Source organism: Streptomyces sp. NPDC048411 (assembly GCF_040704695.1).
In the GTDB taxonomy this organism is placed as follows: domain Bacteria; phylum Actinomycetota; class Actinomycetes; order Streptomycetales; family Streptomycetaceae; genus Streptomyces.
Genome location: NZ_JBEZKL010000035.1, coordinates 28,697 through 49,366, shown reverse-complemented (window position 1 = coordinate 49,366; position 20,670 = coordinate 28,697). Strand labels below are relative to the sequence as shown.

The window sequence follows — 20,670 nt, the reverse complement described above, 5'->3', positions numbered from 1 at the left end:
TGATGCGTGGGCGGGTGCAGACGGCGCTGTCGGCGTGCGGGGCCAGAGGAGCCGGTGACTGGGCCGGTGCGTCAACTCTCTGCCTCGTCCGCGGAGTTTATACGACACGTGTTCACGCGGTGTTTCCACTAGCCGCCGCAGGTATTGCCGGCAAGGCGGTATCGAGACTTTATTATGCGGAGATTCTGTTGATTCGAGGTGAGCCGCGCAGCCGCTACCTGGTGTTTTTCCGCAGCCGCGGTAGGCCGAATCGCGTCGGCGTTTTCACCACCACCGGCCGGTGGAAAATGCACCGTGCCGCATGCCGTCGGAATGTGCCCGGACGGTCGCCATCAGATTACTGGGTCCGCGCCGTCCATGAGGGCGTTATGGATCACATCCCCTGGGCATTATCGATCGTGACGCGAGCGGCCTGGGCCGCGGGCCGCCCACTTGCGGAGGGACGCTTCGATGGGGGAGAAGGTCGTGGCGGGCGCCTTTGATCTGTCCGATCGGCAGAGGTACCGGAGGAAACTCCACCTGTGCCTGGAGGGGCTGGGGAGGCTCCTGGCGGAGCAGAGGTTCGACCGCCCCCGCAACCTCATGGGCATGGAGATCGAGCTCAATCTGGCGGGTTCGGACGGCCTGCCCCGGATGATGAATGCGCAGGTGCTCGAGCGGATCGCGAGCCGTGATTTCCAGACCGAACTCGGGATGTTCAATCTGGAAGTGAACATAGTTCCGCATCACCTGGCCGGGCGTGTTTTCGATCAGCTGGCCGAGGAGCTCAGGACCGGTCTCGGATATGCGCATCGGAAGGCGGGCGAGGTCGCTGCCGGGATCATGATGATCGGAATACTGCCGACCCTCGGCAGCGCGGACCTGGTCGCGGCGAACCTCTCGGACGTGGACCGCTACACGCTGCTCAACGATCAGATAGTGGCGGCGCGCGGCGAGGATTTTGCCCTCGATATCGAAGGCGTGGAGCGATTGGTCTGCACCGCCACTTCGATCACACCCGAAGCGGCCTGTACATCGGTCCAGCTGCATCTGCAGGTCACCCCGGCGCGTTTCGCGGACGTGTGGAACGCCGCCCAGGCCGTCGCCGCCGTTCAGATCGCCCTCGGCGCCAACTCGCCCTTTCTGTTCGGCAGGGAGCTGTGGCGGGAGTCGCGGCCGCCGCTCTTCCAGCAGGCCACCGACACCAGGCCGCCCGAACTGCAGAACCAGGGGGTGCGCCCGAGGACCTGGTTCGGCGAGCGATGGATCAGCTCGGCGTACGAGCTCTTCGAGGAGAACCTGCGCTACTTCCCGCCGCTGCTCCCGATCTGCGACGGGGAGGACCCGCTGCGGGTGCTCGACGAGGGCGGCGTGCCGGGTCTCCAGGAGCTCGTGCTGCACAACGGTACGGTCTACCGCTGGAACCGGCCGGTGTACGGCCTGGCCGACGGCGTACCCCATCTCCGTGTCGAGAACCGTGTCCTGCCCGCCGGGCCGACCGTCACCGACGTGATCGCCAACGCCGCGCTCTACTACGGCCTGGTGCGGGCGCTCGCCGAGGAGTCCCGTCCGGTGTGGACCAGGCTGCCGTTCGCCGCGGCGGCCGAGAACTTCGACACCGCCTGCCGCCGAGGCATCGACGCCGAGCTGGTCTGGCCCCGGCCGGGGCGGTCGGGCGGGCTGACGCGGGTGGCGGCCGTCACGCTCGTACGGGACGAACTGCTGCTGCTCGCCGCGGCGGGGCTCGACGCCTGGAACATCGAGCCCGCGGACCGCGACCGCTACCTCGGGGTCATCGAGGAGCGCTGCAAACGGCGGGTGAACGGGGCGTCCTGGCAGGTGGACACGTACCACCGGGGGTTGGACGCCGGGCTCGGCCGGGACGCGGCGCTCGCGGCCACCACCCGCCGGTACGCCGAGTTGATGCACTCCGGCGATCCGGTGCACAGCTGGCCGGTGGGTCTCCCCGTGTCGTAGCCCGATGGGTGTGCCTCGGCGTGCCCGGCGTCTGCCGCCTCCGGCCGGTGCCCGCCCGGGCACGGCTGTTCAGTGCGGCGGCGCGGCGGAGAACCGTCCCCGCTGTAATCCGTCGGGTAGTCGTCGGGCAAGCTGTGACGTCCCGTGTCGGTGGTGCCGCTCCTTGAGGATGAACAAGGAAAAAGGGGACCACACCATCGTCAGTGATGGTCGTCCCCGGCCGGTCGCGCATGATTTTCGTACCTGCATTCGAGACCGCAGCGGGACGCGGGGAGTGGGATGAGATGCGAATGCACAACTGAAGGCAGGTGTACAGGTGACGGAGGGGCGCGTGGCTGATTCTTGTCCCCGAGAGGCCGTGTCACGGCGGATCCTGCGGTCCGAAACGGTGCTGGTGCTGGCTCTCTCGCTGGGTGCCAGCGGAGTCTCTGCTCTGATCAGTTTTGTCGGATCACTGACGAAACCAGGGGGTTTGAAGCATCAGGCCGCGACGCTCAACAGTTCATATGCCCCGGGACGACCATGGCTGGATCTCGCTTGGCAGCTCTTCGGCATCGCCACGGCCCTGATCCCCGTGGCGCTGGTGGCGCATCTGCTGACAAGGGAGGGCGCGGGCCTGCGGGCCATCGGCTTCGGCCGGACCAGACCCGGGTCGGACCTGGGGCGCGGCACGGTGATCGCGGCGGGCATCGGCAGCGCCGGGCTGGCCTTCTATCTGGTGGCGCGGGCCGCCGGCTTCAACCTCACGGTGGTTCCGGAGTCGCTGCCCGACGTGTGGTGGAAGTTCCCGGTACTGATCCTCTCCGCACTCCAGAACGCCGTGCTGGAGGAAGTGATCGTCGTCGGGTATCTGCTGCGCAGACTCGGGCAGTTGGGGTGGACGCCGATGGCAGCCCTGGTGGCGAGTTCGGTGCTGCGCGGCTCGTACCACCTGTATCAGGGGATCGGTGGGTTCATCGGCAACATGGTGATGGGCGTCGTCTTCGTGCTGCTGTACCGGCGTTGGGGGCGTGTCGGGCCCCTGGTCGCGGCGCATGCGCTGCTCGACATCGGAGCGTTCGTCGGATACGCGCTGCTGGCCGGCAAGGTGGGGTGGCTGCCCACGCCGTGAGCGGACGGCGCGCAAGCAGGGGGCGTACCGATCATTGCGTACGCCCCCTCGTCTCGTCGGTCAGAACGTGGTCAGCAGTTCTCCGTCGACGACTGTCACCGCGCTGCCCGTCAGCAGTGTGCGGTCACCGCGCAGCGATGTTCGGACCAGACCGGAACGGGCGGAGGCCTGCAGGCCGGTCAGCTCGTCACGGCCGAACCGGGCCGACCAGAAGGGGGCCAGTGCGGTGTGGGCGCTGCCGGTGACCGGGTCCTCGTCGATACCGACCTGGGGGAAGAAGCCGCGGGAGACGTAGTCGTAGCCACGGGCCGGGTCCTCGGCGGCGGCCGTGGCGACGATGCCGCGCCGTGAGCAGGCGGCCAGCGCGGCGAAGTCCGGGGTCAGTCCGCGTACGGACTCCTCGTCGGCCAGTTCGACGAGGAGGTCGCCGATGTGGGCGCCGGTGTCGTGGACGGACAGCGGTTCCGCGCCCAGGGCGACGGCCAGCCCGGCCGGGGTGGAGGCCGGCGTGAGCGGGGCTGTGGGGAAGCCGAGTGTGAGCGAGCCGTCCGGGTGGGCGGTGGAGGTGAGGATCCCGCAGCGGGCGGCGAAGCGCACCGTTCCGCCGGCCGTTCCGGTCGTGCGCAGGACGTGGGCCGTGGCGAGGGTGGCGTGCCCGCACATGTCCACTTCGGTGGCCGGGGTGAACCAGCGCAGCGCCCAGTCCGCCTCTCCGCCCGGCGGCAGGGGGTGCGCGAAGGCGGTCTCGGAGAGATTCATCTCCAGAGCGACCTGCTGGAGCCGGTCGGCTTCGGGGAAGGTGTCGGAGTCCAGGAGCAGGACGGCTGCGGGGTTGCCGGTGAACGGGCGGTCGGTGAACGCGTCGACGATTCGGATCCTCATGGGATGACCGTAGAGGTTCTGGAGAGCGGCGGACCAAGGCCAATTCCAGGCCGCCGGCCTGGGATTCCGAGAGCCGCACCGGGGCGCTACGGCCGGCGCCCCCACGCGGAGACGAGCGGAGCGGTGGCCAGGTCGAGGCGTCCGGTGGCGACGTTCTTCAGGTGCCGGTCGATCTCCTCCTCGGTGGCGAGACCCGACGTCACGAGCCGGTCGCGGATCTGGCGCACGGTGGCGGCCTCAAGGACGGTGCACGCCGGTGAGGTGATAGGGAAGTACGCATCGGCCTGCACATCGTCCAGACCCGCCTCGCGCAGCAGCCGGGGCAGGGTCCGGCCGTAGGCGAGGTCTGCACCGCGGGCCGCCATGAGTTCGCGGAAGCCTGACCGGAGGCGATTGGCGAGGCGCTGTTCGGGGCCCGACTCGTCCGGGCACAGCAGCGGCTGCAACCCGGGGTCGGCGTCCTCCAGGAGGAGTGCACCACCGGGCCGCAGCGCCTGAATCATGCGGCGCAGCGCCTCGGCACGGTCGGTGACGTGTACCAGGACCAGCCGGGCATGGACCAGGTCGAAGCTGCCGGGAGGCGGGGGATCGGCGGCGACATCGTGGCGCAGTACCTCGACGACGTCGTCCGCGGCGCCCTGCGCCCACGACACATCGATGTCCGTCGCGACCACGGCGCCGGTCGGACCGACTCGCGCGGCCAGGCCGGCGGGAACGGAGGGGCCGCCGGCTCCGACCTCCCAGCAGCGCATGCCCGCGGTGATACCGAGCCGGTCGACATGCCGGAAGGTCACCGGGTCGAAGAGTTCGGCGAGGGCGCCGAAGCGGATGCCCGCCTCGTTCTGCCGGTTGTCGAGCAGGTAGCCGTGGTCCGGGCCGTGCCCGTGCTCCGGGCCGGGTGCAGTCATGTCGCATCGCCCTCCGTCGTGTGCGCCTCGGGGCAAGTATGCAAGGCAAGGTCCTTCCGAAGCGATTGTCGTAAGAGCGATTCCGATATATCGTTGACGCATCGCGACAGATCAGCGATGGGAGGAGCGTAGCGATGCGTTCACATGGACACGAGCATGAGCACGGACATGGGCGCTGCGGGCCCGGTCATCACGGTCGGGGTGACTTCGAGGGCCGCCGTGCCGCATTCGGGCAGTTCGGACCCCCGTTCGGCGGTGGCCCCTTCGGTGGCGGCCCCTTCGGCGGGGGGCGCGGTCGCGGTGGCGGCCGGGGAAGGGCGCGGCGTGGTGACGTACGGGCTTCGATCCTGGCGCTGCTGAAGGACCGGCCGATGCACGGGTACGAGATGATCCAGGAGATCGGCGAGCGCAGCGGCGGGGCCTGGCGGCCCAGCCCCGGCTCGGTCTATCCGACCCTTCAGCTGCTGGAGGACGAGGGGTTGATCGTCAGCGCGAGCGAGGGCGGCAAGAAGCTGTTCACGCTCACCGACGCCGGCCGCGCCGAGGCGGAATCCGGGCCCGACGCGCCATGGGAGGAGGCCGGGCGCGGGATCGACTGGGAGAGCGTCAACGAGATCCGGCAAGCCGGCTTCGGTTTGATGGAGGCATTCGGCCAGGTCTGGAAGACCGGCTCGGCCGATCAGCGCCAGAAGGCGCTGTCGCTGATCAATGACGCCCGGAAGAAGCTCTATCTGATCCTTGCCGACGAGCAATGACCCGAGGAGTGGTCCCGGCGAAGGGCCCTGTGGCTGAGCCGCGGGGCCCTTCGTTCGTCCGGTGGTGGTCAGGCGGCGACCAGGCCGCCCAGCTTGCGCAGCGACTCCACGAGTGCGGCGGTCGCCGAGTCCTTGAGCTTGCCCGCCATCAGGGAGACCGCGGCTCCGGTGAACTCTCCGTCGATCCGGACCATGGTGGCATCGCCGTCGGGTGTCAGTGAGTAGCGCATCGCCAGATCGACACCCATCGGCCCCTTGCCCTTGGTGGTCAGCAGTCGGGCGGTCTCCAGCTCCGCCACGGTCCAGGTCACCTCGGCGGGGAAGCCCATGAGCTTCATGTTCTCCTCGTAGGTGGCCGCGAGTTCGAGTGTGGCCGGGCCGCCCTTGGGGAAGCTGGTGTGGGTGGCGTTCCACTGGCCGTACGTGGTGAAGTCCGTCAGCTGGGCCCAGACCTTCTCGGCCGGCGCTTCGACGCGCGTTTCGGCACTGACTTCGGCCATGCGACCACCCCTTCTCGTCGGGTTACCGTGTCGCGGAACGTAGCCGTAGTGGCGAAAACATTCAATACTGATGAACTGTCAGATCTGTTGGATCCGCTCTGTGTGCCGGATTGGCGCCGCGTCGAGCCGGTCGGCGATGCGAGGGTGCAGGCCGTCGGCGTGGCAGTGGAACGCCGCCCGGAACGGGTTGGCGGGCAGGGCGTCACGGAGAGCGTGGACGCGGTGGACGTACTCCCGTCCGTCGATCGCCGGCAGGGCGACCGATCGGCTCGCCTCTGGTGCTCCTTTCCGGTCGCCGCCGTACACGTGGTGTGGGGGACCTGTGCGGGCGGCTCGCGGAGCGCAGGGCAAGGCGGCGCGCGCCGTTTCCGGCAATCGGATCCGCGAATGACGAGATCTCATCCGTAAGGAGGAGGAACCGCTCTGGTGTCCCCAACTTCGGCGGGATGTGTAAATGGGCCCTTCCGGGGATGCTCAGGCACCCAGGGACTGATGGGGTGAGAGGTGTGCAAAACCGGACGCCGCAGATTCCTCAGCAGCCCGCACCGAACCGCGCTGAACCCGGAGCCACACTCACCGTGGAACTGGCCTCGGTGGTGACGGGTGCCCGCAGGCGCGCCCTGCGCGACGGTGACCGGCAGATCGACACGGCTCATCTGCTGCATTCCCTCATCGAGTCGGATCCAGAGGTCCGCACCGCCTTCGAGGGCGGACCGCAGCTCGCGAAGGTGCTCGGCTACCTCGTGCAGCGCTCCATCGGTTACGGGCTTCGCTGGCAGGGCACCGTGGAGGACTCCGGCGCGGTTCCGGTCGTCACTCAGATGGCGGCCGAGGCAGGGGACGCAGGGGTGGAGGGCTGGTCGCCCTCGGCTCTGTCGGCGATGGCCGGTGCCAGGGAGCGCGCGGAGCTTCGCGGGGACGTGCGGGCCGGCGGGCTCGATCTGCTCGCGGCACTGGCCGCCGACCCGGAATGCAGGGCTGTCGAGGTGCTGGAGCGGGCCGGTGTCGATGCGGTGCGGCTCGCCGGCCGGATCGTCGATGCGCCGGGCGGGGGCTGACAGCCCCTCGTCGCGCGGGCGCCTCGGCGTGGCGGTTTCCGCCAGGGTGTTGCCGGCCCGCCATGGCGGTGGTGCGGTGGCTCTGTCAGGGCTGTGATGGCCGGTCGTTTCCGTGCGGGGGCTCCGTCAGTGCTGTGAGAGCGGGTCGCAGCAGGATGGCCAGATGGTCGGCCGGGGTGCCGCGGTGGGCGTCGATGCCGGTCGGCGGTTCCGCCTTCACCATCCCCGGACTGCCGGTACTCCACATCCGGGACGGACTGATCACGCGGGTACGCGACTACCTGGACGGGCTGGCCGTCGCCCGGATCGGAGAGCGCGTGCGGTAGTGCGACAGTCAGGGGCCGCGGTGGTATCGGTGTGTTACGCGCGACAGCGGTCACCGGGGTGACGCTCATGACGGCAGCTGTCATGATGTGCCGATGCACGCGTCTCAGGGGAGAAGCGCCGGCCTGGGACTAGCCCTGGCCTCGGCGTTCGCATTCGGTGGTTCCGGGGTGGCGGCCAAGCCGCTGATCGAGGCAGGGCTCGACCCGCTCCATGTGGTATGGCTACGGGTGGCGGGTGCCGCCCTCGTCATGCTTCCCGTGGCGTGGCGTCACCGGGATCTCGTACGCAGCCGTCCCGTGCTGCTCCTGGGCTTCGGCCTGCTCGCCGTCGCGGGCGTCCAGGCCTGCTACTTCGCCGCGATCTCCCGTATACCCGTCGGTGTCGCGCTGCTGGTCGAATATCTGGCGCCCGCGCTCGTCCTCGGCTGGGTCCGGTTCGTGCAGCGCCGTCCTGTCACTCGGGCCGCCGCGGTCGGCGTCGTTCTCGCGGTCGGCGGTCTCGCCTGTGTGGTCGAGGTGTGGTCCGGGCTGAGCTTCGATGCGGTCGGGCTGCTGCTTGCCCTCGGTGCCGCCTGCTGTCAGGTCGGCTACTTCGTCCTCTCGGACCCGGGGAGCGGGGACACGGCGGCGGGCGCGGAGCCTCCGCATCCGGTCGGTGTCATCGCGTACGGACTGTTGATCGGTGCAGCCGTCCTCACGGTGGTGGCACGGCCCTGGGGAATGGACTGGTCGGTCCTCGGCGGCAGCACCGGCATGAACGGCGCGGAGGTTCCCGCCTGGTTGCTGCTCGGCTGGATCGTGCTGCTCGCCACCGTCATCGCCTATGTGACCGGCGTGATCTCGGTACGGCTGCTGTCTCCTGCGGTGGCGGGTGTCGTTGCCTGCCTGGAGGCGGTCATCGCTACCGTGCTCGCCTGGGTGCTGCTCGGGGAACATCTTGCAGCGCCGCAGCTCATCGGCGGCGCCATGGTGCTGATCGGTGCGTTCATCGCCCAGTCGTCGACGCCCAAGGCCCCCTCCGGCCCCGTGGCGTCGGGGGTGGGCGCGGGAGGCGACCGGGATGCCGTCGAGGAGTTGTCCGCCCGCCCTGCCGCCACGTAAGGTGCCGATCATGCATCTCACTGTGCTTCCGCCGCCCGCCGCCTGACGCGGGCCGCCACTCCTGACGAAGACCAGGCTCGGGAAGGCCCCGAGCGGATCGTCGCTGCCCGCGTGCCGAGCCGAGCGACCACCATCTGTTTTCTTCAGGAGAAGTGCACGTGCCGAATCCTGCCTCCCGCCTGCCCGTCGGGCGGAGCCTGTTCTATCTGATCGTCGCCGGGGTGGCCTGGGGGACCGCGGGGGCTGCCGCCTCGCTGATCTTCCGGGTCAGCGATCTCGGCCCTCTCGCCCTCTCGTTCTGGCGCTGCGTCGGCGGTCTCGTGCTGCTGCTCGCCGCGCTCGTGCTGCGGCCACGACGCGCAGCAGTCTCCGCCGAGTCGCGGCGGCGCCGTCTGCTGCGCATCCTCGGGACCGGCCTCGGCCTCACCCTGTTCCAGAGCGCCTACTTCGCGGCCGTCGAAGCGACCGGTCTCGCGGTCGGGACCGTCGTCACCCTCGGCGCCGGGCCCGTACTCATCGCCGTCGGCGCGCGGCTGACCATGGGGGAGCGGCTCGGCGGCGGGGGGCTCGCCGCGGTGCTGGGCGCGCTCGCCGGGCTCGCCGTGCTGGTGCTCGGCGGTGAAGGCGCTGCGGTGCGTCCTGCCGGGGTCGCACTGGCGCTGCTCTCCGCCTCCGGATACGCCGCCATCACCCTGCTGACCCGGTGGCTCGGCCGCGACGGCGGTGGCTCGGACCCGCTCGCCACCAGCGCGTGGGCCTTCGGGATCGGTGCGCTCGGGCTGCTGCCGATGGCGGCTGCGGAAGGACTTGTGCCGCACACCGCGGACGCCGCCCAGGTGGTGTGGCTGCTGGTGTACGTGGCGGCCGTCCCTACCGCGCTCGCCTACGCCCTCTACTTCGCGGGCGCTGCGGTGGTGCGGGCCGCCACGGTGTCCGTGATCATGCTGCTCGAACCGGTGAGTGCCGCGGTCATCGCTGTCGTCGTGCTCCGGGAGCAGCTCACCGCGGCCACGGTGGCCGGCACGCTGCTGCTCCTCACGGCGGTCGCGGGGCTCGCCGTCGCTGAGACGCGCAGTGCGGCGAGTGCCCGCCGCCGGGCAGCCGTTCCCGTCTGACGGTGCCGGGGGCGGCCACCGGTGGTGGCCGCCCCCGGGCATCAGAGAACGGTCAGATAGTCGGGCACCGCGATAGCCGGATCGAGGTCGTCCGACGGCTGCGGCGCATGGTAGCCGCGGGCCAGCGGAACGACGCCCGCCCAGTGCGGCAGCGCGAGATCGTCCGGATCGTCGTTCGGGCCTCCGGTGCGCACCTTTGCGGACACCTCGTCGAGGTCCAGCCGGATCACGGCCGTCGCGGCGAGCTCCTTGGTGTTCGCCGGGCGGGAGTCCGCGGTCCGGCCCGGGACGACATGGTCGACGATCGCGTCGAGCGCGGTACGCCGCTCCTCCGGGTCGGTCACCGTGCGGGCGATGCCGTGGACCACCACGGAGCGGTAGTTGATCGAGTGGTGGAAGGCGGAGCGGGCCAGCACCAGCCCGTCGACATGCGTCACCGTGAGGCAGACGGGCAGGCCGGGGTCCGTCTCGCCGGCCTGCCGAAGCGGCCGCGAGCCGGTCGAGCCGTGTATGTACAGCCGCTCGCCGATCCGGCCGAAGAGCGTGGGCAGGACGACCGGTGCGCCGCCGCGGACGAAGCCGAGATGGCAGAGGTAGGCCTCGTCGAGTATCGAGTGGACCAGCTCCCGGTCGTACGAGGCCCGCTCCCGGGAGCGGGTCGGGACGGTCCGCTCGGTCGGTTCGTACGGGGCTGCTGCCTCCGGGCCCGTGGTCTGCGGCGGTGCGGTGTCCGGCATGGCCAACTCCATTGCACTAGTGCATAATCGTCTTTGTGCTAGAAGAGTATCGGATCGTCGGGCGGCGTGCATCGGAGATTGCCGCGAGTGTCGAGCGAGCAGTCGGGTCGGGTGAGCTCGCGCCCGGGCAAGTGCTGCCGCCCATGCGCGAGTTGGCCGCCCAATTGGAGGTCAATCCGAATACGGTCGCGGCCGCCTACCGCACCCTTCGCGAGCGCGGGGTGATCGAGACGGCCGGTCGCCGGGGGAGTCGGGTGCGTCCGCGCCCCGCCAGTACGGCGCGTGGCTCGCTCCGGGTCGAGGCGCCGCCCGGGGCTCGCGATCTGGGAGAGGGGAACCCTGATCCGGCGTTGCTGCCACCACTGGACGAGGCGTTCGCGGCGGCCACGCGGGCGTATGCGGAGCGGCCGGGGATGTACGGAGAAGCGCCGGTGGACCCGGAGTTCGCCGCACTGGCACGCGCCGCCCTCGATGCCGACGGGGTGCCGGCCGGGCCCGTGGCCGTCACCTCCGGATCCTTGGACGCGATCGAGCGGGTGCTGGTCGCTCATCTCAAGCCCGGTGACGCGGTCGCCGTCGAGGACCCCGGCTGGGGCTCCCTGCTCGATCTCGTACCGGCGCTGGGTCTGCGTCCCGTGCCGCTCCCTGTGGACGACGAGGGGCCATTGCCCGATGCCGTCGAAGGGGCGCTCAGCGCCGGTGCCCGTGCACTCGTGGTGACGGACCGTGCGCAGAATCCGACAGGTGCCGCTGTCGGGGCGGCGCGCGCCGAGGAGTTGCGCCGCGTTCTCGCCGGTCACCGCGGAGTGCTGCTGATCGAGGACGATCACGGGCACGCCATCGTCGATCTGCCGCTGCATCCGCTGGCGGGTGTCACGGACCGGTGGGCGTTCGTGCGGTCGGTCGCCAAGGCGTACGGGCCCGATCTGCGGGTTGCCGTGCTGACCGGGGACGCGGTCACGGTCGACCGGGTCCTGGGGCGGCAGGGGCTGGGGCCCGGCTGGGTCAGCAGGCTCCTGCAGCGGGCAGTGGCGCACCTGCTGACTTCGGGCGCCGTCGACACCGACGCGGTCGCCCGGTCGTACGGGGAGCGGCGGGACGCGCTCGTCCGGGCGCTGAAGGAGCGCGGTGTCGAGGCACACGGCCGCAGCGGTATGAATGTGTGGGTGCCGGTGAGCGACGAGACCGGGACCGTCGCCCGGCTGCTGGGCGCGGGCTGGGCGGTGGCGCCCGGGGCGAGGTTCCGGCTCGCCGCACCGCAGGGGGTCCGGCTCACCGTGTCACCGCTCACCGCGGCCGACATCGAGCCGCTGGCGGATGCGGTGGCGGCAGCGGCAGGACCGCTCCGCCCGATGAATTACGGCTGAGCCGGGTGGCGTTCGGGGGGACGGGGTGAGCGGTTCGGGCCCGGACGCGGTGGTCCGACGGGGCGGGGTGAGCGGTCAGGACTTGGGCTTACGGGCTCTGCTCTGAGTCAGGGCGGCGCCCGTCAGGACGATCACGGCGCCGACCGGGGTGTTCCAGGTCAACTGTTCGCCGAGCAGGGCGACCCCGGCCGCGGTGGCGATGACCGGAATGAAGTACGTGACCATCTGCGCGGTCGTCGGTCCGACCTCCTCGACCAGGCCGTACTGCATCAGCACCGCAAGGCCCGTACCGAGCGCCCCCAGCGCGACGACGGCGAGCGTCGGCAGCAGGGGGAAGCCTTCCGGGGCCGACGTGAACAGAGGGGTGACCAGGGCGATCTGCACGGTGCCGAGGAAGAGCTGGCTTCCGGTCAGGGCGAGGGTGGACGACCCGCTGCCCGCCAGGGTCCTGCGGACGTAGATCCAGCCGACCGGGTAGCTGAGGGAGGCGAGGAGTGCCATCGCCGTGCCGCTGAAGTCCAGCCCGGAGAAGCCCTGCCAGGCGCCCAGCACCGTCAGCACACCGAGGAAGCCGAGGCCGAGTCCCGCCACGCGGCGACGGGTCGGCCGGTCCTCGGAGAGCGCGACGAGGGACAGCGCCATGCCCCACAGCGGCGAGGTGGCGTTGCAGATGCCGGCCAGTGTCGACGGGATGGTCTGTTCAGAGTAGGCGAAGAGCGAGAACGGCAGCGCGTTGAGGAAGAACGCGGCGACGGTGAGGTGGCCCCAGGTGCGGGCGGTGCGCGGCAGCCGCTCACGGCGCACCACCATGGCGACGGCCAGCACCGCCGTCCCCGACAGCAGTCGGCCGAGCGTCACCTGGAACGGGGCGTACGCCTCGGTGCCGACCTTGATCAGGAGAAAGCTGAAGCCCCAGATGAGCGACAGCGCCGCGAAGCGGATCCGCCAGTCCAGTGCGGGGCGGCGCGCGGAGGAGGGGGCGGGAACGCCGGTCGCCCGGGTGGGGGCGGCGGTCGAGGTGGGGGCGGTCATGAGGACAACGATGACGAATTCAACCGCGTAGGACAAGTGAGACTTTGTGCAAGCCTTCGCGTAGCATCGCTTACATGTTGAACCTCGAGCGACTGCGCACCCTGGATGCCCTCGCCCGCTTCGGTTCGGTGAGCGGCGCGGCCGAGTTCCTGCATGTCACCACGTCGGCAGTCTCCCAGCAGTTGGCCAAACTGGAGCGCGAAGTGAGGCAGCAGCTCCTCGCCAGGAACGGCCGCGGGGTCCGGCTCACCGACGCGGGGCAGCTGCTCGCCGACCATGCCGCGAGGATTCTGTCCCAGGTCGAGCTGGCGCAGTCCGACATCGAGGCCCAGCGCGGAGAGGTGGTGGGCGAGATCCGGCTCGGCGCGTTTCCCACCGCAGCGCGCGGACTGTTCCCGGCGATGCTTGCCACGCTGCGCGCGGATCACCCCGAACTGAAGGTGAGCACCGCCGAGTTGGAGCCGGAAGCCGGCATCCGTGCCGTGATGCGGGGCGATATCGACTTGGCGGTGGTGCTCGACTGGAGCAACAAGAGGCTGCCGGTCCCCGGCGGTCTGGCGATGGCCGAACTGCTCGACGACGCACCGGACATCGCGATGCCGGCCGATCACCCGCTCGCGGACCGTACGGAAGTGGATCTGGAGGACTTCGCCGACGACGACTGGATCTCCTGGCCGGAGGGCGAGTTCTGTCACGACTGGCTGATGTTCACGCTGCGCTCCAAGGGAATCGAGCCGCGCATTGCCCATCTCGCGGGCGAACACCACACCCAGCTCGCACTGATCGCCGTCGGGGTGGGCGTCTGCGTTTCGCCCCGGCTGGGGCGGGGGGCTGCGCCGGACAGGGTGCGGCTCGTGCCCGTGCGGCAGAAGATGAGACGGCACGTCCACGCCGTGTGGCGGGCGGACGCGGACCGCCGCCCGTCGATCAGGGCGGCGGTTGCGGCCCTGCGTGCGGCGGGCCGGGATTTCGACGCTCCGTTGAACAGGGACGGTGCGGCCTGACCTCGTGGCGGCGAGGCGGTGGAATCAGGCCGGGTATGCCAGCTTCCGGAAGTCCCAGGAGGTGATCGCCTCCGGGGTGAGCCGCAGCCACGCGTGCCGCCCGTCGTGCGGCATCACGTCCGTCCCGAAGTACTTCGCCGCGAACAGCCGCTCCGGGAAGTCCAGTTCGAGACATGCCTCGCCGGTACGAGGGGCCTCGCCGACGAAGGCCGCCTCGCCCGAGAGCTCGACGCCACGCAGCTCTCCGTACTCCACCCCGTCGTCGACAACCACTGCGATCTTCGGGTCCTGGCGCAGCTGTGACCAGCGCAGGGACCGGGTGATCGAGTACAGCCAGAGCGAGGTGCCGTCCCAGGTGAACCAGAGTGCGCCGATGTGCGGGCGGCCGTCGGCGGAGACGGTGGCGACCCGACAGGTGCGCTGCTCCGCGAGGTATGTGTCGCGTTCCGCGTCCGTCATCATGATCCGACGGCCCCGTCGCTGAATGGCGGCCATGGGGCGCCCCTTCCAATGAGCTGACTAGGTGTCAGGAATGATGGATCCTCTTCCCTCCTGGCGCAATGGCCGTTAGCCTCGCGCGCCCGGCCGTCAGCAGAAAGACCGCCTGTAGACACCAGGAGCCATCGAGAGGGGCAGCCGTGCCGTCCAGGGAACAGCTCGCCGAGCAGCTCGATCCGGCCACCACCGTGCTTCTGACGGTCGAGTGCCAGCAGGGCGTCGTGGGCCCTGACAGCGCACTGCCCGAACTCGCCGAGGAAGCAAGCGGATCCGGCGCCCTCCACCATGTCGCCCGGCTGGTCGCAGCCGCCCACGAGGCCGGTGTCCAGGTGCTGCACGCGGTCGCCGAACGGCGCCCCGACGGGCGCGGTGCCAACCACAACGCCCGCCTCTTCCGGGCCGCCGGGCGCCTGCCCGTGCAGCAGCACCCCGGCACCACGGCGGTCCGGATCGCCGCGTCCATCGAGGTGGCCGACGAGGACATCGTCGTACGCAGGCTGCACGGCCTCTCGCCCATCGCCGGCACCGATGTGGACGCGCTGCTGCGCAATCTCGGCTGCCGCACCCTCGTCGTCACCGGCGTCTCGGCCAATGTCGCCATCCCCAACGCCGTCTTCGACGCGGTGAACCTCGGGTACACGGCGGTCGTGCCGTCCGACGCCATCGCGGGGGTGCCCGCCGACTACACCCCCGCGATGATCCGCAACACGCTCGCTCTCGTCGCCACCGTCACCACCACGCAGGACGTGCTGGGCTGCTGGCGGAGCCCCCAAAGGGCCAGGTCCTGACCTACGAGGCGAGTGTGATCGAGTCGCCCTCGACCTTGATCGAAGCGGCGGGCAGCGGTTCGGTGGCCGGGCCCGCCGACACACTGCCCGTCGCGGCGTCGAACTTGCTGCCGTGACAAGGGCAGTTGATCGTGCCGCCCGAGACGCTCGACACCGCGCACCCCTGATGCGTGCACTTCGAGGAGAACGCCTTGAACTCCCCGGCCTTCGGCTGCGTGACGACGACACCCTTGTCGGCGAAGACCTTCCCGCCGCCCTCGGGGATGTCGGCGGTCTTCGCCAGGACGCCCGCAGCACCCCCGGCACCGGCCTGTTCGACGGCAGCCGAGCCGCCCGAGTCCTTCGAGCCGCCGCACGCGGTGAGTACGGTGGCCACTCCGACGGCACCGGCGGCTGCGATGACGGTGCGACGCCCGGGACGGACCCCGTGCTCCTGCGATGCGCTCATGCCGGCATTCCCTTCCGTGTTGTTCATGGCTTCGACCAGGGATACGCGCGGTCGATGTCCCGTGTTCAACGATCGAGGGATTTTTTCAGGAAGTCCCGCTCCAGGACCAACAGATGGGCGGCCGTCTCCTCCTGGGTGACCAGGTGGGTCGCCCCGGAGAGCGGCAGCACCGTGTGCGGTCGTCCCGCCGCCAGCAGCGCGGCGGAGAACCGTAGCATGTGGGCGACGGTCACATTGTCGTCGGCGAGTCCGTGGACCAGCATGAGCGGACGCGTCAGCCGGTGCGCCTCGGTCAGCAGCGAATTGCGCTCGTACGTCTCCGGGTCCACCTCCGGATGGCCGAGAAACCGCTCCTCCCAGTGGGTGTCGTACAGCCGCCGGTCGGTCGGTGCGGCGCCCGCGACCGCCGCGTGGAACACCTCCGGGTGACGCAGTACGGCCGCGGCCGCGAGATAGCCGCTGAACGACCAGCCGCGCATCGCCACCCTCCCCGGGTCCAGTTGCGGATACCGCGCGACCGCCGCGTGCAGCGCGTCCATCTGATCCCGCAGGACAGCCGTCAGCCGGTCGCCCCGCACGGATTTCTCCCACGCCTTGCCGCGCCCCGGAGTGCCACGCCCGTCCGTGACCAGCACCGCGAACCCCTGCTCGGCGAACCACTGGGCGACTGCCGTCCACCAGCCGCGCGCCTGCAGCACCAACTGCATCCCATGGCCCGCGTACGGGCTGAGCAGGACGGGCAGACGGTCGTCGCCGGGGCGGTGCCAGGACGGCAGGTACAGGTGGCTGCGCAGTTCCCGCTCTCCCAGGCTCAGCGCGAGGGGCCGCGGGGTGACCACGGGAGTCTCGGCGAGGACTCCGATCCGCCCCGCCGGCGCACCGTCGCGCAGCACCGACACCGTCTGCCCGTCGGGGGTCCTGCTGTCCAGTACGAGCGTGGGGCCGCCTGCGGCGGCCGTGTGCACACCCGGCGTCCCACTGATGCGGACGGGACCGTCGCCGGTCGACCCCACCGCGCACGACCAGATGTGGATGTCCGTCGGCTCCTCGCTCGCGGTGAAGAACACCCGGTCATCGACGGCGCCGACGACCTCGCGGACCTCCAGTCCCGGCGGTGTCGTACGGCCGTCGATGTCCAGCCCCTGGGTGTCGCCGCCGGGCTGCGCGGGGACGACGAGCGCCCCGGAGGCGAGGCGCAGCGGCGTACCCGGCCGGAGCGCGACCCACGCGGGATCGTGGGCGCGGTGCAGAGTCCGGGTCTCTCCCGTGGCCGGATTCACCGCCAGGACGTACACCGAGCGCTGATCACGCGTCTGTACGGAGACCAGCGGACCGTGCCGGTCCCATGCGGCCGTGGCGACATACTCGAACGCCGGGTCCGTCCAGGTCCCCTGCGGGTGGTCCTCGCCCGCGGCCGTGGGCAGCCGCACCGCGACCCGTTCGCCCGACACCCGCACCACGTGCAGTGACACCTCCGCGTTCGCCGTGCCCGCCGCCGGGTACGCCACCGCGCGTGGCGGACGCTCCGGATTCGCCGGATCGCTGATGTACCTGCGCTGTACCATCGAGGTGTCCACGCGTGCCACCAGCAGCGCATCGCTGTCGGGGGACCACCAGTAGCCGCGTGGGCGCCCGAGCGACTCGGCCGACACATAGTCGGAGAGCCCGTACGTCACGTGCCCCGTCCGCTCCTCCGGTACGGCCACCGGCCGGTCGTCGGTCCCGTCGCTCCGCACCGTCCGCAGTGCGCCCCCGGAGACGTACGCGATCAAGGCGCCATCGGGCGAGGGCCGCGGATCGACCACGGATCCAGCGGTGGCGACCCGGCGCGGGGTGCCTCCGTCCGTCCGTACCACCCAGAGCTCGCCCTGGAGGGCGAAGGCGACGAGCCGGACTTCGGCGTCCGTCGCGTACGACACCACTCCGGTCGACGTTTCCCTGGCCCGCTCCCGGCGTGCCAGCTCCTCTTCCGGTACCTCGCCGGGGTCCGCGTCTTTGCGCCGGAGGGCAGGTGGGTCGGCGAGTATCCGCTCACCTCCGTTCTCATGCAGCCACAGGCGACTCACCGGGTCGGTGCCGCCCGTCGTCCTGAGGAAAAGGACCTGCCCGCCGTCGGGCGACACGGTGAACTGCCGGGGCACCCCGAGCGAGAAACGCCTGGTGCGGGCGGTTTGGAACGGCAGTCCACCGGCGGGGGCTGAGGCGGCTTCGGCCGTGGTCATCTCGGTGTTCCTCTCGGTCGTGATCCGCTGCTGCGACCAGCATCGAGGCAGGTACCGGGTGTCGCGCAACGCATTTACGACGGCCGTGACGACCTGCTCGTGGCCGAACTGCACGAGGGCCCGTGGCCACATCCCGGCCGACGATCCGATGACAGCTGATGCCCGACCGATACGGAGGACCACCGAGTGAACACAGCTGAACCGGATTCGGACGACAGTCACCCTCACTTTCGGCACCTCATCGAGAGGGTGACCGAACATCACCGCCGTGCTCAGGCCGAGCGTGAGGAATCCGCCCTGGAGGACGCGATCGGTGATGCGGCGTTCGGCCTGGCGGCCGACATCGCGCACCCCATGGCCCGCCAGGCGGAATCCGGGTACGACCTTGACACGGATCTCGGCATCGACCCACGGTAGTGCCCGTTTGCCGGTTCCGAGATTTTCCGGCCCACCGGTTCAGGTGGGCCGGAGTACGTTCAGCGAGCGGCCGCCCATGAGTCGTGCGCCCAGTCCATGAAGCTGGTCCAGCGAATCTCCGGGTGGGCATTGCGGAGCGCGGGGATGTCGACGCGATAGCCAGGGCCGTTCAGGAACGTCCACATCGCATGCATGTCCGGATTGCCGATCGCTGCCAGCGGTACTTGTTCATGCCGGACCTCCCGCCCCAGCGCCGCACCGAGCGAGGCCGCCATCTGCCGGGGAGTGGGTGCATCGCCCGCCAGCTCAATACGGCGCCCGACGTAGGAAGCGGGGTTGATCAGCACTTCCGTTGCGAACGCGCCGAGGTCGGGGCGGGCAAGCTGCTGCAGCGGCCGATCGGGCGGCAGCGGCAGATCAAGAACGCCGTCGTGGATGCGCTCTGCTCCGCCCAGCGCGTTGTCGAAGAAATATGTCGGCCCCAGAATCGTGTACGGCACATCGCCGGAGGCCAGCTCAGCTTCGATGCGCGCCTTGCTCTCGAAATGCGGTACCCCGCTGTCCTGGTCGGCCCCGGCCACGGAGCTGAACACAAGATGCGGCACGCGCTTCTCCGTCGCGGCGGACAGGATCGCCCGCCCCTGCTCCACCTCCGCGTTCACGCCGGCTTCGAAGGGCGTGGTGAACGCGAAGACACCCGACACGCCGCTCATCGCCGCGGCGAGCGACGCACGGTCGCTCAGCGATCCGGCCACCACTTCGACGCCCTGCTCGGCCAGTTCCCGCGCGGCCGCGCGGTCCGGGTCACGAACCAGCGCCCGGACCCGGGCGCGGCGGCCCAGCAGCGCGTTCGTCACGGCCCTGCCCTGTCCACCGGTTGCCGCAAGCACCAAAATCGGATCGTCGTCCATGGAAGAACTCCCTTCCTCGTATGCGGAAATGGACCATCAGCCTGCCCGATGCCCAGCGTCCGGCGCGAACGCCACACCAGCATCACGGCACGCCCGACGCCCCGCCGTCCGCGGTCCCGCCGGGCTCAGGAGCGGACCAGCGGGGTGTCCACCAGGTGTTCGGCCAGGAACCAGGCCTGCAGTTCGCCGGTGCGGATGACCTGTGAGACCAGCAGGTCGTTGGTGCCGTCGTCGCCGAGTTCGGCGGTGCGGGCAGCCGCGTCATGGGCCGCCGTCAGGATGGTCTCGTGGGCCTCGAGCAGCCGCGAGAGCATCGCCGGGACCTCCTCCACACCGTCCGGCGGGCGCGGAATCGACGTGATCTCGGCGACGTGCCGCGGATCGCCGACGGCGACCCCGCCGAGGGTCTGGACGCGTTCGGCGAGGGTGTCGACGAGTTCCAGCTGCTCGCCCGCGTGTTTGTCCAGGAGCAGGTGCAGTTGGTAGAAGGTCACGCCCCGCATGATCCAGTGGTGCTTCTTGTAGAGGCCGTAGAGGATCTGGGTGTCGGCCAGCACCTTGTTCAAGCGCTGGCAGGAGTACATGCGCGCCTCGTACGACAGGGCGACGGGGAACTGCTTGACGGTTCCGAACTCCTGGATGACCGAGCCCTCCTGGTGCAGCCACGGCTGACTGCTTGTGGGCGTGGAACTTGCGGACATGGCGAGCCTCCTGCTGATGCGGTGCTGTGAATACGCGGTCGACGCTAGGGCTGAATCGGCAGCAACATTGCCAGGGAGTGCACGCGTAGGTGTCCGTCAGTGCACGAGATGTCGTCGACAGAATTTCATCGGCCGACGCCACGAAGACATTTTTAAGGACGCAAGGACGGGCCATGGTCTTCCGGCCGCTCCGGCTTTACGAACAGCGCACCCCTTATGTTCTCGCAGTGCACGATGCCGGCCTGTTGCTCGCCCATCGCCATTGCCGTGGTGAGTGTCCCAGTAGCTGAATTTCACCGGCGGGGCGTACCGTCTGAATGGCCACGAGGCGATGAGTCGAAAACACCGCACGCCGTGTGGGGTGGCCGGCACCGGCAGAAGCCATTGGTCACCCCCACCGCACCATGTCCCGTCACGATGCCGCCGGCATCGCGATCGGACGACGCGCCCGCGGGTACCCAGTCCGGGTTGGGGTATCCCCTGCTCGAACGGAGTTAAGAGCTTGGGGAAGGACGGCACCGCCCCCACACGACCGGAGTGATCGTGCGGGGCATCGGACCGCCCAGGCCGGACCAGGCACCCGAGGACGTGACGGAACCCGCCCACCCGCAACGGACCGGCCCCCTGGAGAGCCGTCACCGAACGGGACGCGAAAGCGGGAACCCAGCGCATCCAACACCGTGCGGGATGCGCCCAGTACACAGCAGTGGGTCCAGGACACACTCATGCGCACTGGATAGGAACGGTCTTGGCTACCCTCCGGGGAGCCCACGCGTCGCTCAGCGCATGGCGACACCGCACACCCCCCGACCCGCATCTATGGCTGTCCGCCC

Annotated in this window: 22 protein-coding genes; 11 read left to right on the top strand and 11 right to left on the bottom strand. The window is 70.2% G+C overall.

Annotation, left to right across the window (positions count from 1 at the left end):
- Nucleotides 1–450: 450 nt before the first annotated feature.
- Together AB0915_RS15375 and AB0915_RS15370 are read left to right on the top strand one after the other, a co-directional pair.
- Nucleotides 451–1,956: a glutamate-cysteine ligase family protein gene (locus AB0915_RS15375; protein ID WP_366691560.1), complete on the top strand. Its 1,506-nt coding sequence runs from the start codon at nucleotides 451–453 to the stop codon at nucleotides 1,954–1,956.
- A gap of 331 nt (nucleotides 1,957–2,287) precedes the next feature.
- Complete coding sequence (locus AB0915_RS15370) at nucleotides 2,288–3,067, top strand: CPBP family intramembrane glutamic endopeptidase (protein ID WP_366691559.1); 780 nt, start codon at nucleotides 2,288–2,290, stop codon at nucleotides 3,065–3,067.
- 60 nt (nucleotides 3,068–3,127) lie between these two features.
- Here the strand turns inward: AB0915_RS15370 and AB0915_RS15365 are convergent, their stop codons facing one another.
- Together AB0915_RS15365 and AB0915_RS15360 are read right to left on the bottom strand one after the other, a co-directional pair.
- Nucleotides 3,128–3,949, bottom strand: a complete 822-nt coding sequence (locus AB0915_RS15365) for a PhzF family phenazine biosynthesis protein (RefSeq protein WP_366691558.1) — start codon at nucleotides 3,947–3,949, stop codon at nucleotides 3,128–3,130.
- Between the two features lie 86 nt (nucleotides 3,950–4,035).
- A complete protein-coding gene (locus AB0915_RS15360) occupies nucleotides 4,036–4,857 on the bottom strand; it encodes a methyltransferase domain-containing protein (RefSeq protein ID WP_366691557.1) in 822 nt (273 codons plus the stop codon).
- Between the two features lie 134 nt (nucleotides 4,858–4,991).
- Here AB0915_RS15360 and AB0915_RS15355 point away from each other — a divergent pair, with 134 nt between their 5' ends.
- Nucleotides 4,992–5,612, top strand: a complete 621-nt coding sequence (locus AB0915_RS15355) for a PadR family transcriptional regulator (RefSeq protein ID WP_366691556.1) — start codon at nucleotides 4,992–4,994, stop codon at nucleotides 5,610–5,612.
- Nucleotides 5,613–5,680: 68 nt separating this feature from the next.
- Here AB0915_RS15355 and AB0915_RS15350 read toward each other — a convergent pair whose 3' ends face one another.
- Both AB0915_RS15350 and AB0915_RS15345 read right to left on the bottom strand, forming a co-directional pair.
- Nucleotides 5,681–6,112: an SRPBCC family protein gene (locus AB0915_RS15350; protein WP_366691555.1), complete on the bottom strand. Its 432-nt coding sequence runs from the start codon at nucleotides 6,110–6,112 to the stop codon at nucleotides 5,681–5,683.
- A 78-nt stretch (nucleotides 6,113–6,190) separates the two neighbouring features.
- Nucleotides 6,191–6,418 carry a hypothetical protein gene (locus AB0915_RS15345; protein WP_366691554.1) on the bottom strand — a complete coding sequence of 76 codons (228 nt, stop codon included), beginning with the start codon at nucleotides 6,416–6,418 and terminating at the stop codon, nucleotides 6,191–6,193.
- A 200-nt stretch (nucleotides 6,419–6,618) separates the two neighbouring features.
- Here AB0915_RS15345 and AB0915_RS15340 point away from each other — a divergent pair, with 200 nt between their 5' ends.
- From AB0915_RS15340 to AB0915_RS15325, 4 genes are all read left to right on the top strand, one after another.
- Nucleotides 6,619–7,170 (top strand): Clp protease N-terminal domain-containing protein, encoded by a 552-nt coding sequence (locus AB0915_RS15340; protein ID WP_366691571.1) that lies wholly within the window; start codon nucleotides 6,619–6,621, stop codon nucleotides 7,168–7,170.
- A gap of 155 nt (nucleotides 7,171–7,325) precedes the next feature.
- The gene (locus AB0915_RS15335; protein ID WP_366691553.1) at nucleotides 7,326–7,496 is read left to right on the top strand and encodes a hypothetical protein; all 171 of its coding nucleotides are present in this window, start codon (nucleotides 7,326–7,328) and stop codon (nucleotides 7,494–7,496) included.
- Nucleotides 7,497–7,589: 93 nt separating this feature from the next.
- Nucleotides 7,590–8,597 carry an EamA family transporter gene (locus tag AB0915_RS15330; protein WP_366691552.1) on the top strand — a complete coding sequence of 336 codons (1,008 nt, stop codon included), beginning with the start codon at nucleotides 7,590–7,592 and terminating at the stop codon, nucleotides 8,595–8,597.
- 158 nt (nucleotides 8,598–8,755) lie between these two features.
- Nucleotides 8,756–9,712, top strand: coding sequence for a DMT family transporter (locus tag AB0915_RS15325; RefSeq protein ID WP_366691551.1), 957 nt, complete (start codon nucleotides 8,756–8,758; stop codon nucleotides 9,710–9,712).
- Between the two features lie 41 nt (nucleotides 9,713–9,753).
- On the opposite strand, the gene AB0915_RS15320 is transcribed toward AB0915_RS15325, so the two are convergent.
- Nucleotides 9,754–10,449, bottom strand: a complete 696-nt coding sequence (locus AB0915_RS15320; RefSeq protein ID WP_366691550.1) for a pyridoxamine 5'-phosphate oxidase family protein — start codon at nucleotides 10,447–10,449, stop codon at nucleotides 9,754–9,756.
- 35 nt (nucleotides 10,450–10,484) lie between these two features.
- Between AB0915_RS15320 and AB0915_RS15315 the strand changes: the two genes are divergently transcribed.
- On the top strand, nucleotides 10,485–11,816 hold the full coding sequence (locus AB0915_RS15315; RefSeq protein ID WP_366691549.1) for an aminotransferase class I/II-fold pyridoxal phosphate-dependent enzyme: 1,332 nt from the start codon (nucleotides 10,485–10,487) through the stop codon (nucleotides 11,814–11,816).
- A gap of 75 nt (nucleotides 11,817–11,891) precedes the next feature.
- Here the strand turns inward: AB0915_RS15315 and AB0915_RS15310 are convergent, their stop codons facing one another.
- Nucleotides 11,892–12,848, bottom strand: a complete 957-nt coding sequence (locus tag AB0915_RS15310; protein ID WP_366691548.1) for a DMT family transporter — start codon at nucleotides 12,846–12,848, stop codon at nucleotides 11,892–11,894.
- A gap of 74 nt (nucleotides 12,849–12,922) precedes the next feature.
- Between AB0915_RS15310 and AB0915_RS15305 the strand changes: the two genes are divergently transcribed.
- Complete coding sequence (locus AB0915_RS15305; RefSeq protein WP_366691547.1) at nucleotides 12,923–13,852, top strand: LysR family transcriptional regulator; 930 nt, start codon at nucleotides 12,923–12,925, stop codon at nucleotides 13,850–13,852.
- 24 nt (nucleotides 13,853–13,876) lie between these two features.
- On the opposite strand, the gene AB0915_RS15300 is transcribed toward AB0915_RS15305, so the two are convergent.
- Nucleotides 13,877–14,347: a pyridoxamine 5'-phosphate oxidase family protein gene (locus tag AB0915_RS15300; protein ID WP_366691546.1), complete on the bottom strand. Its 471-nt coding sequence runs from the start codon at nucleotides 14,345–14,347 to the stop codon at nucleotides 13,877–13,879.
- 143 nt (nucleotides 14,348–14,490) lie between these two features.
- Between AB0915_RS15300 and AB0915_RS15295 the strand changes: the two genes are divergently transcribed.
- Nucleotides 14,491–15,138, top strand: coding sequence for a cysteine hydrolase (locus AB0915_RS15295; protein ID WP_366691545.1), 648 nt, complete (start codon nucleotides 14,491–14,493; stop codon nucleotides 15,136–15,138).
- Nucleotide 15,139: 1 nt separating this feature from the next.
- Here the strand turns inward: AB0915_RS15295 and AB0915_RS15290 are convergent, their stop codons facing one another.
- Both AB0915_RS15290 and AB0915_RS15285 read right to left on the bottom strand, forming a co-directional pair.
- On the bottom strand, nucleotides 15,140–15,586 hold the full coding sequence (locus AB0915_RS15290) for a Rieske (2Fe-2S) protein (protein ID WP_366691544.1): 447 nt from the start codon (nucleotides 15,584–15,586) through the stop codon (nucleotides 15,140–15,142).
- Between the two features lie 65 nt (nucleotides 15,587–15,651).
- Entirely contained in the window at nucleotides 15,652–17,808 is a 2,157-nt protein-coding gene (locus AB0915_RS15285; RefSeq protein ID WP_366691543.1) for a prolyl oligopeptidase family serine peptidase, read from the bottom strand.
- Nucleotides 17,809–18,057: 249 nt separating this feature from the next.
- Between AB0915_RS15285 and AB0915_RS15280 the strand changes: the two genes are divergently transcribed.
- The gene (locus AB0915_RS15280; protein WP_366691542.1) at nucleotides 18,058–18,225 is read left to right on the top strand and encodes a hypothetical protein; all 168 of its coding nucleotides are present in this window, start codon (nucleotides 18,058–18,060) and stop codon (nucleotides 18,223–18,225) included.
- A gap of 59 nt (nucleotides 18,226–18,284) precedes the next feature.
- Here the strand turns inward: AB0915_RS15280 and AB0915_RS15275 are convergent, their stop codons facing one another.
- Together AB0915_RS15275 and AB0915_RS15270 are read right to left on the bottom strand one after the other, a co-directional pair.
- A complete protein-coding gene (locus AB0915_RS15275) occupies nucleotides 18,285–19,136 on the bottom strand; it encodes an NmrA/HSCARG family protein (RefSeq protein WP_366691541.1) in 852 nt (283 codons plus the stop codon).
- Between the two features lie 125 nt (nucleotides 19,137–19,261).
- Nucleotides 19,262–19,837, bottom strand: a complete 576-nt coding sequence (locus AB0915_RS15270) for a DNA starvation/stationary phase protection protein (protein WP_366691540.1) — start codon at nucleotides 19,835–19,837, stop codon at nucleotides 19,262–19,264.
- Nucleotides 19,838–20,670: the final 833 nt, after the last annotated feature.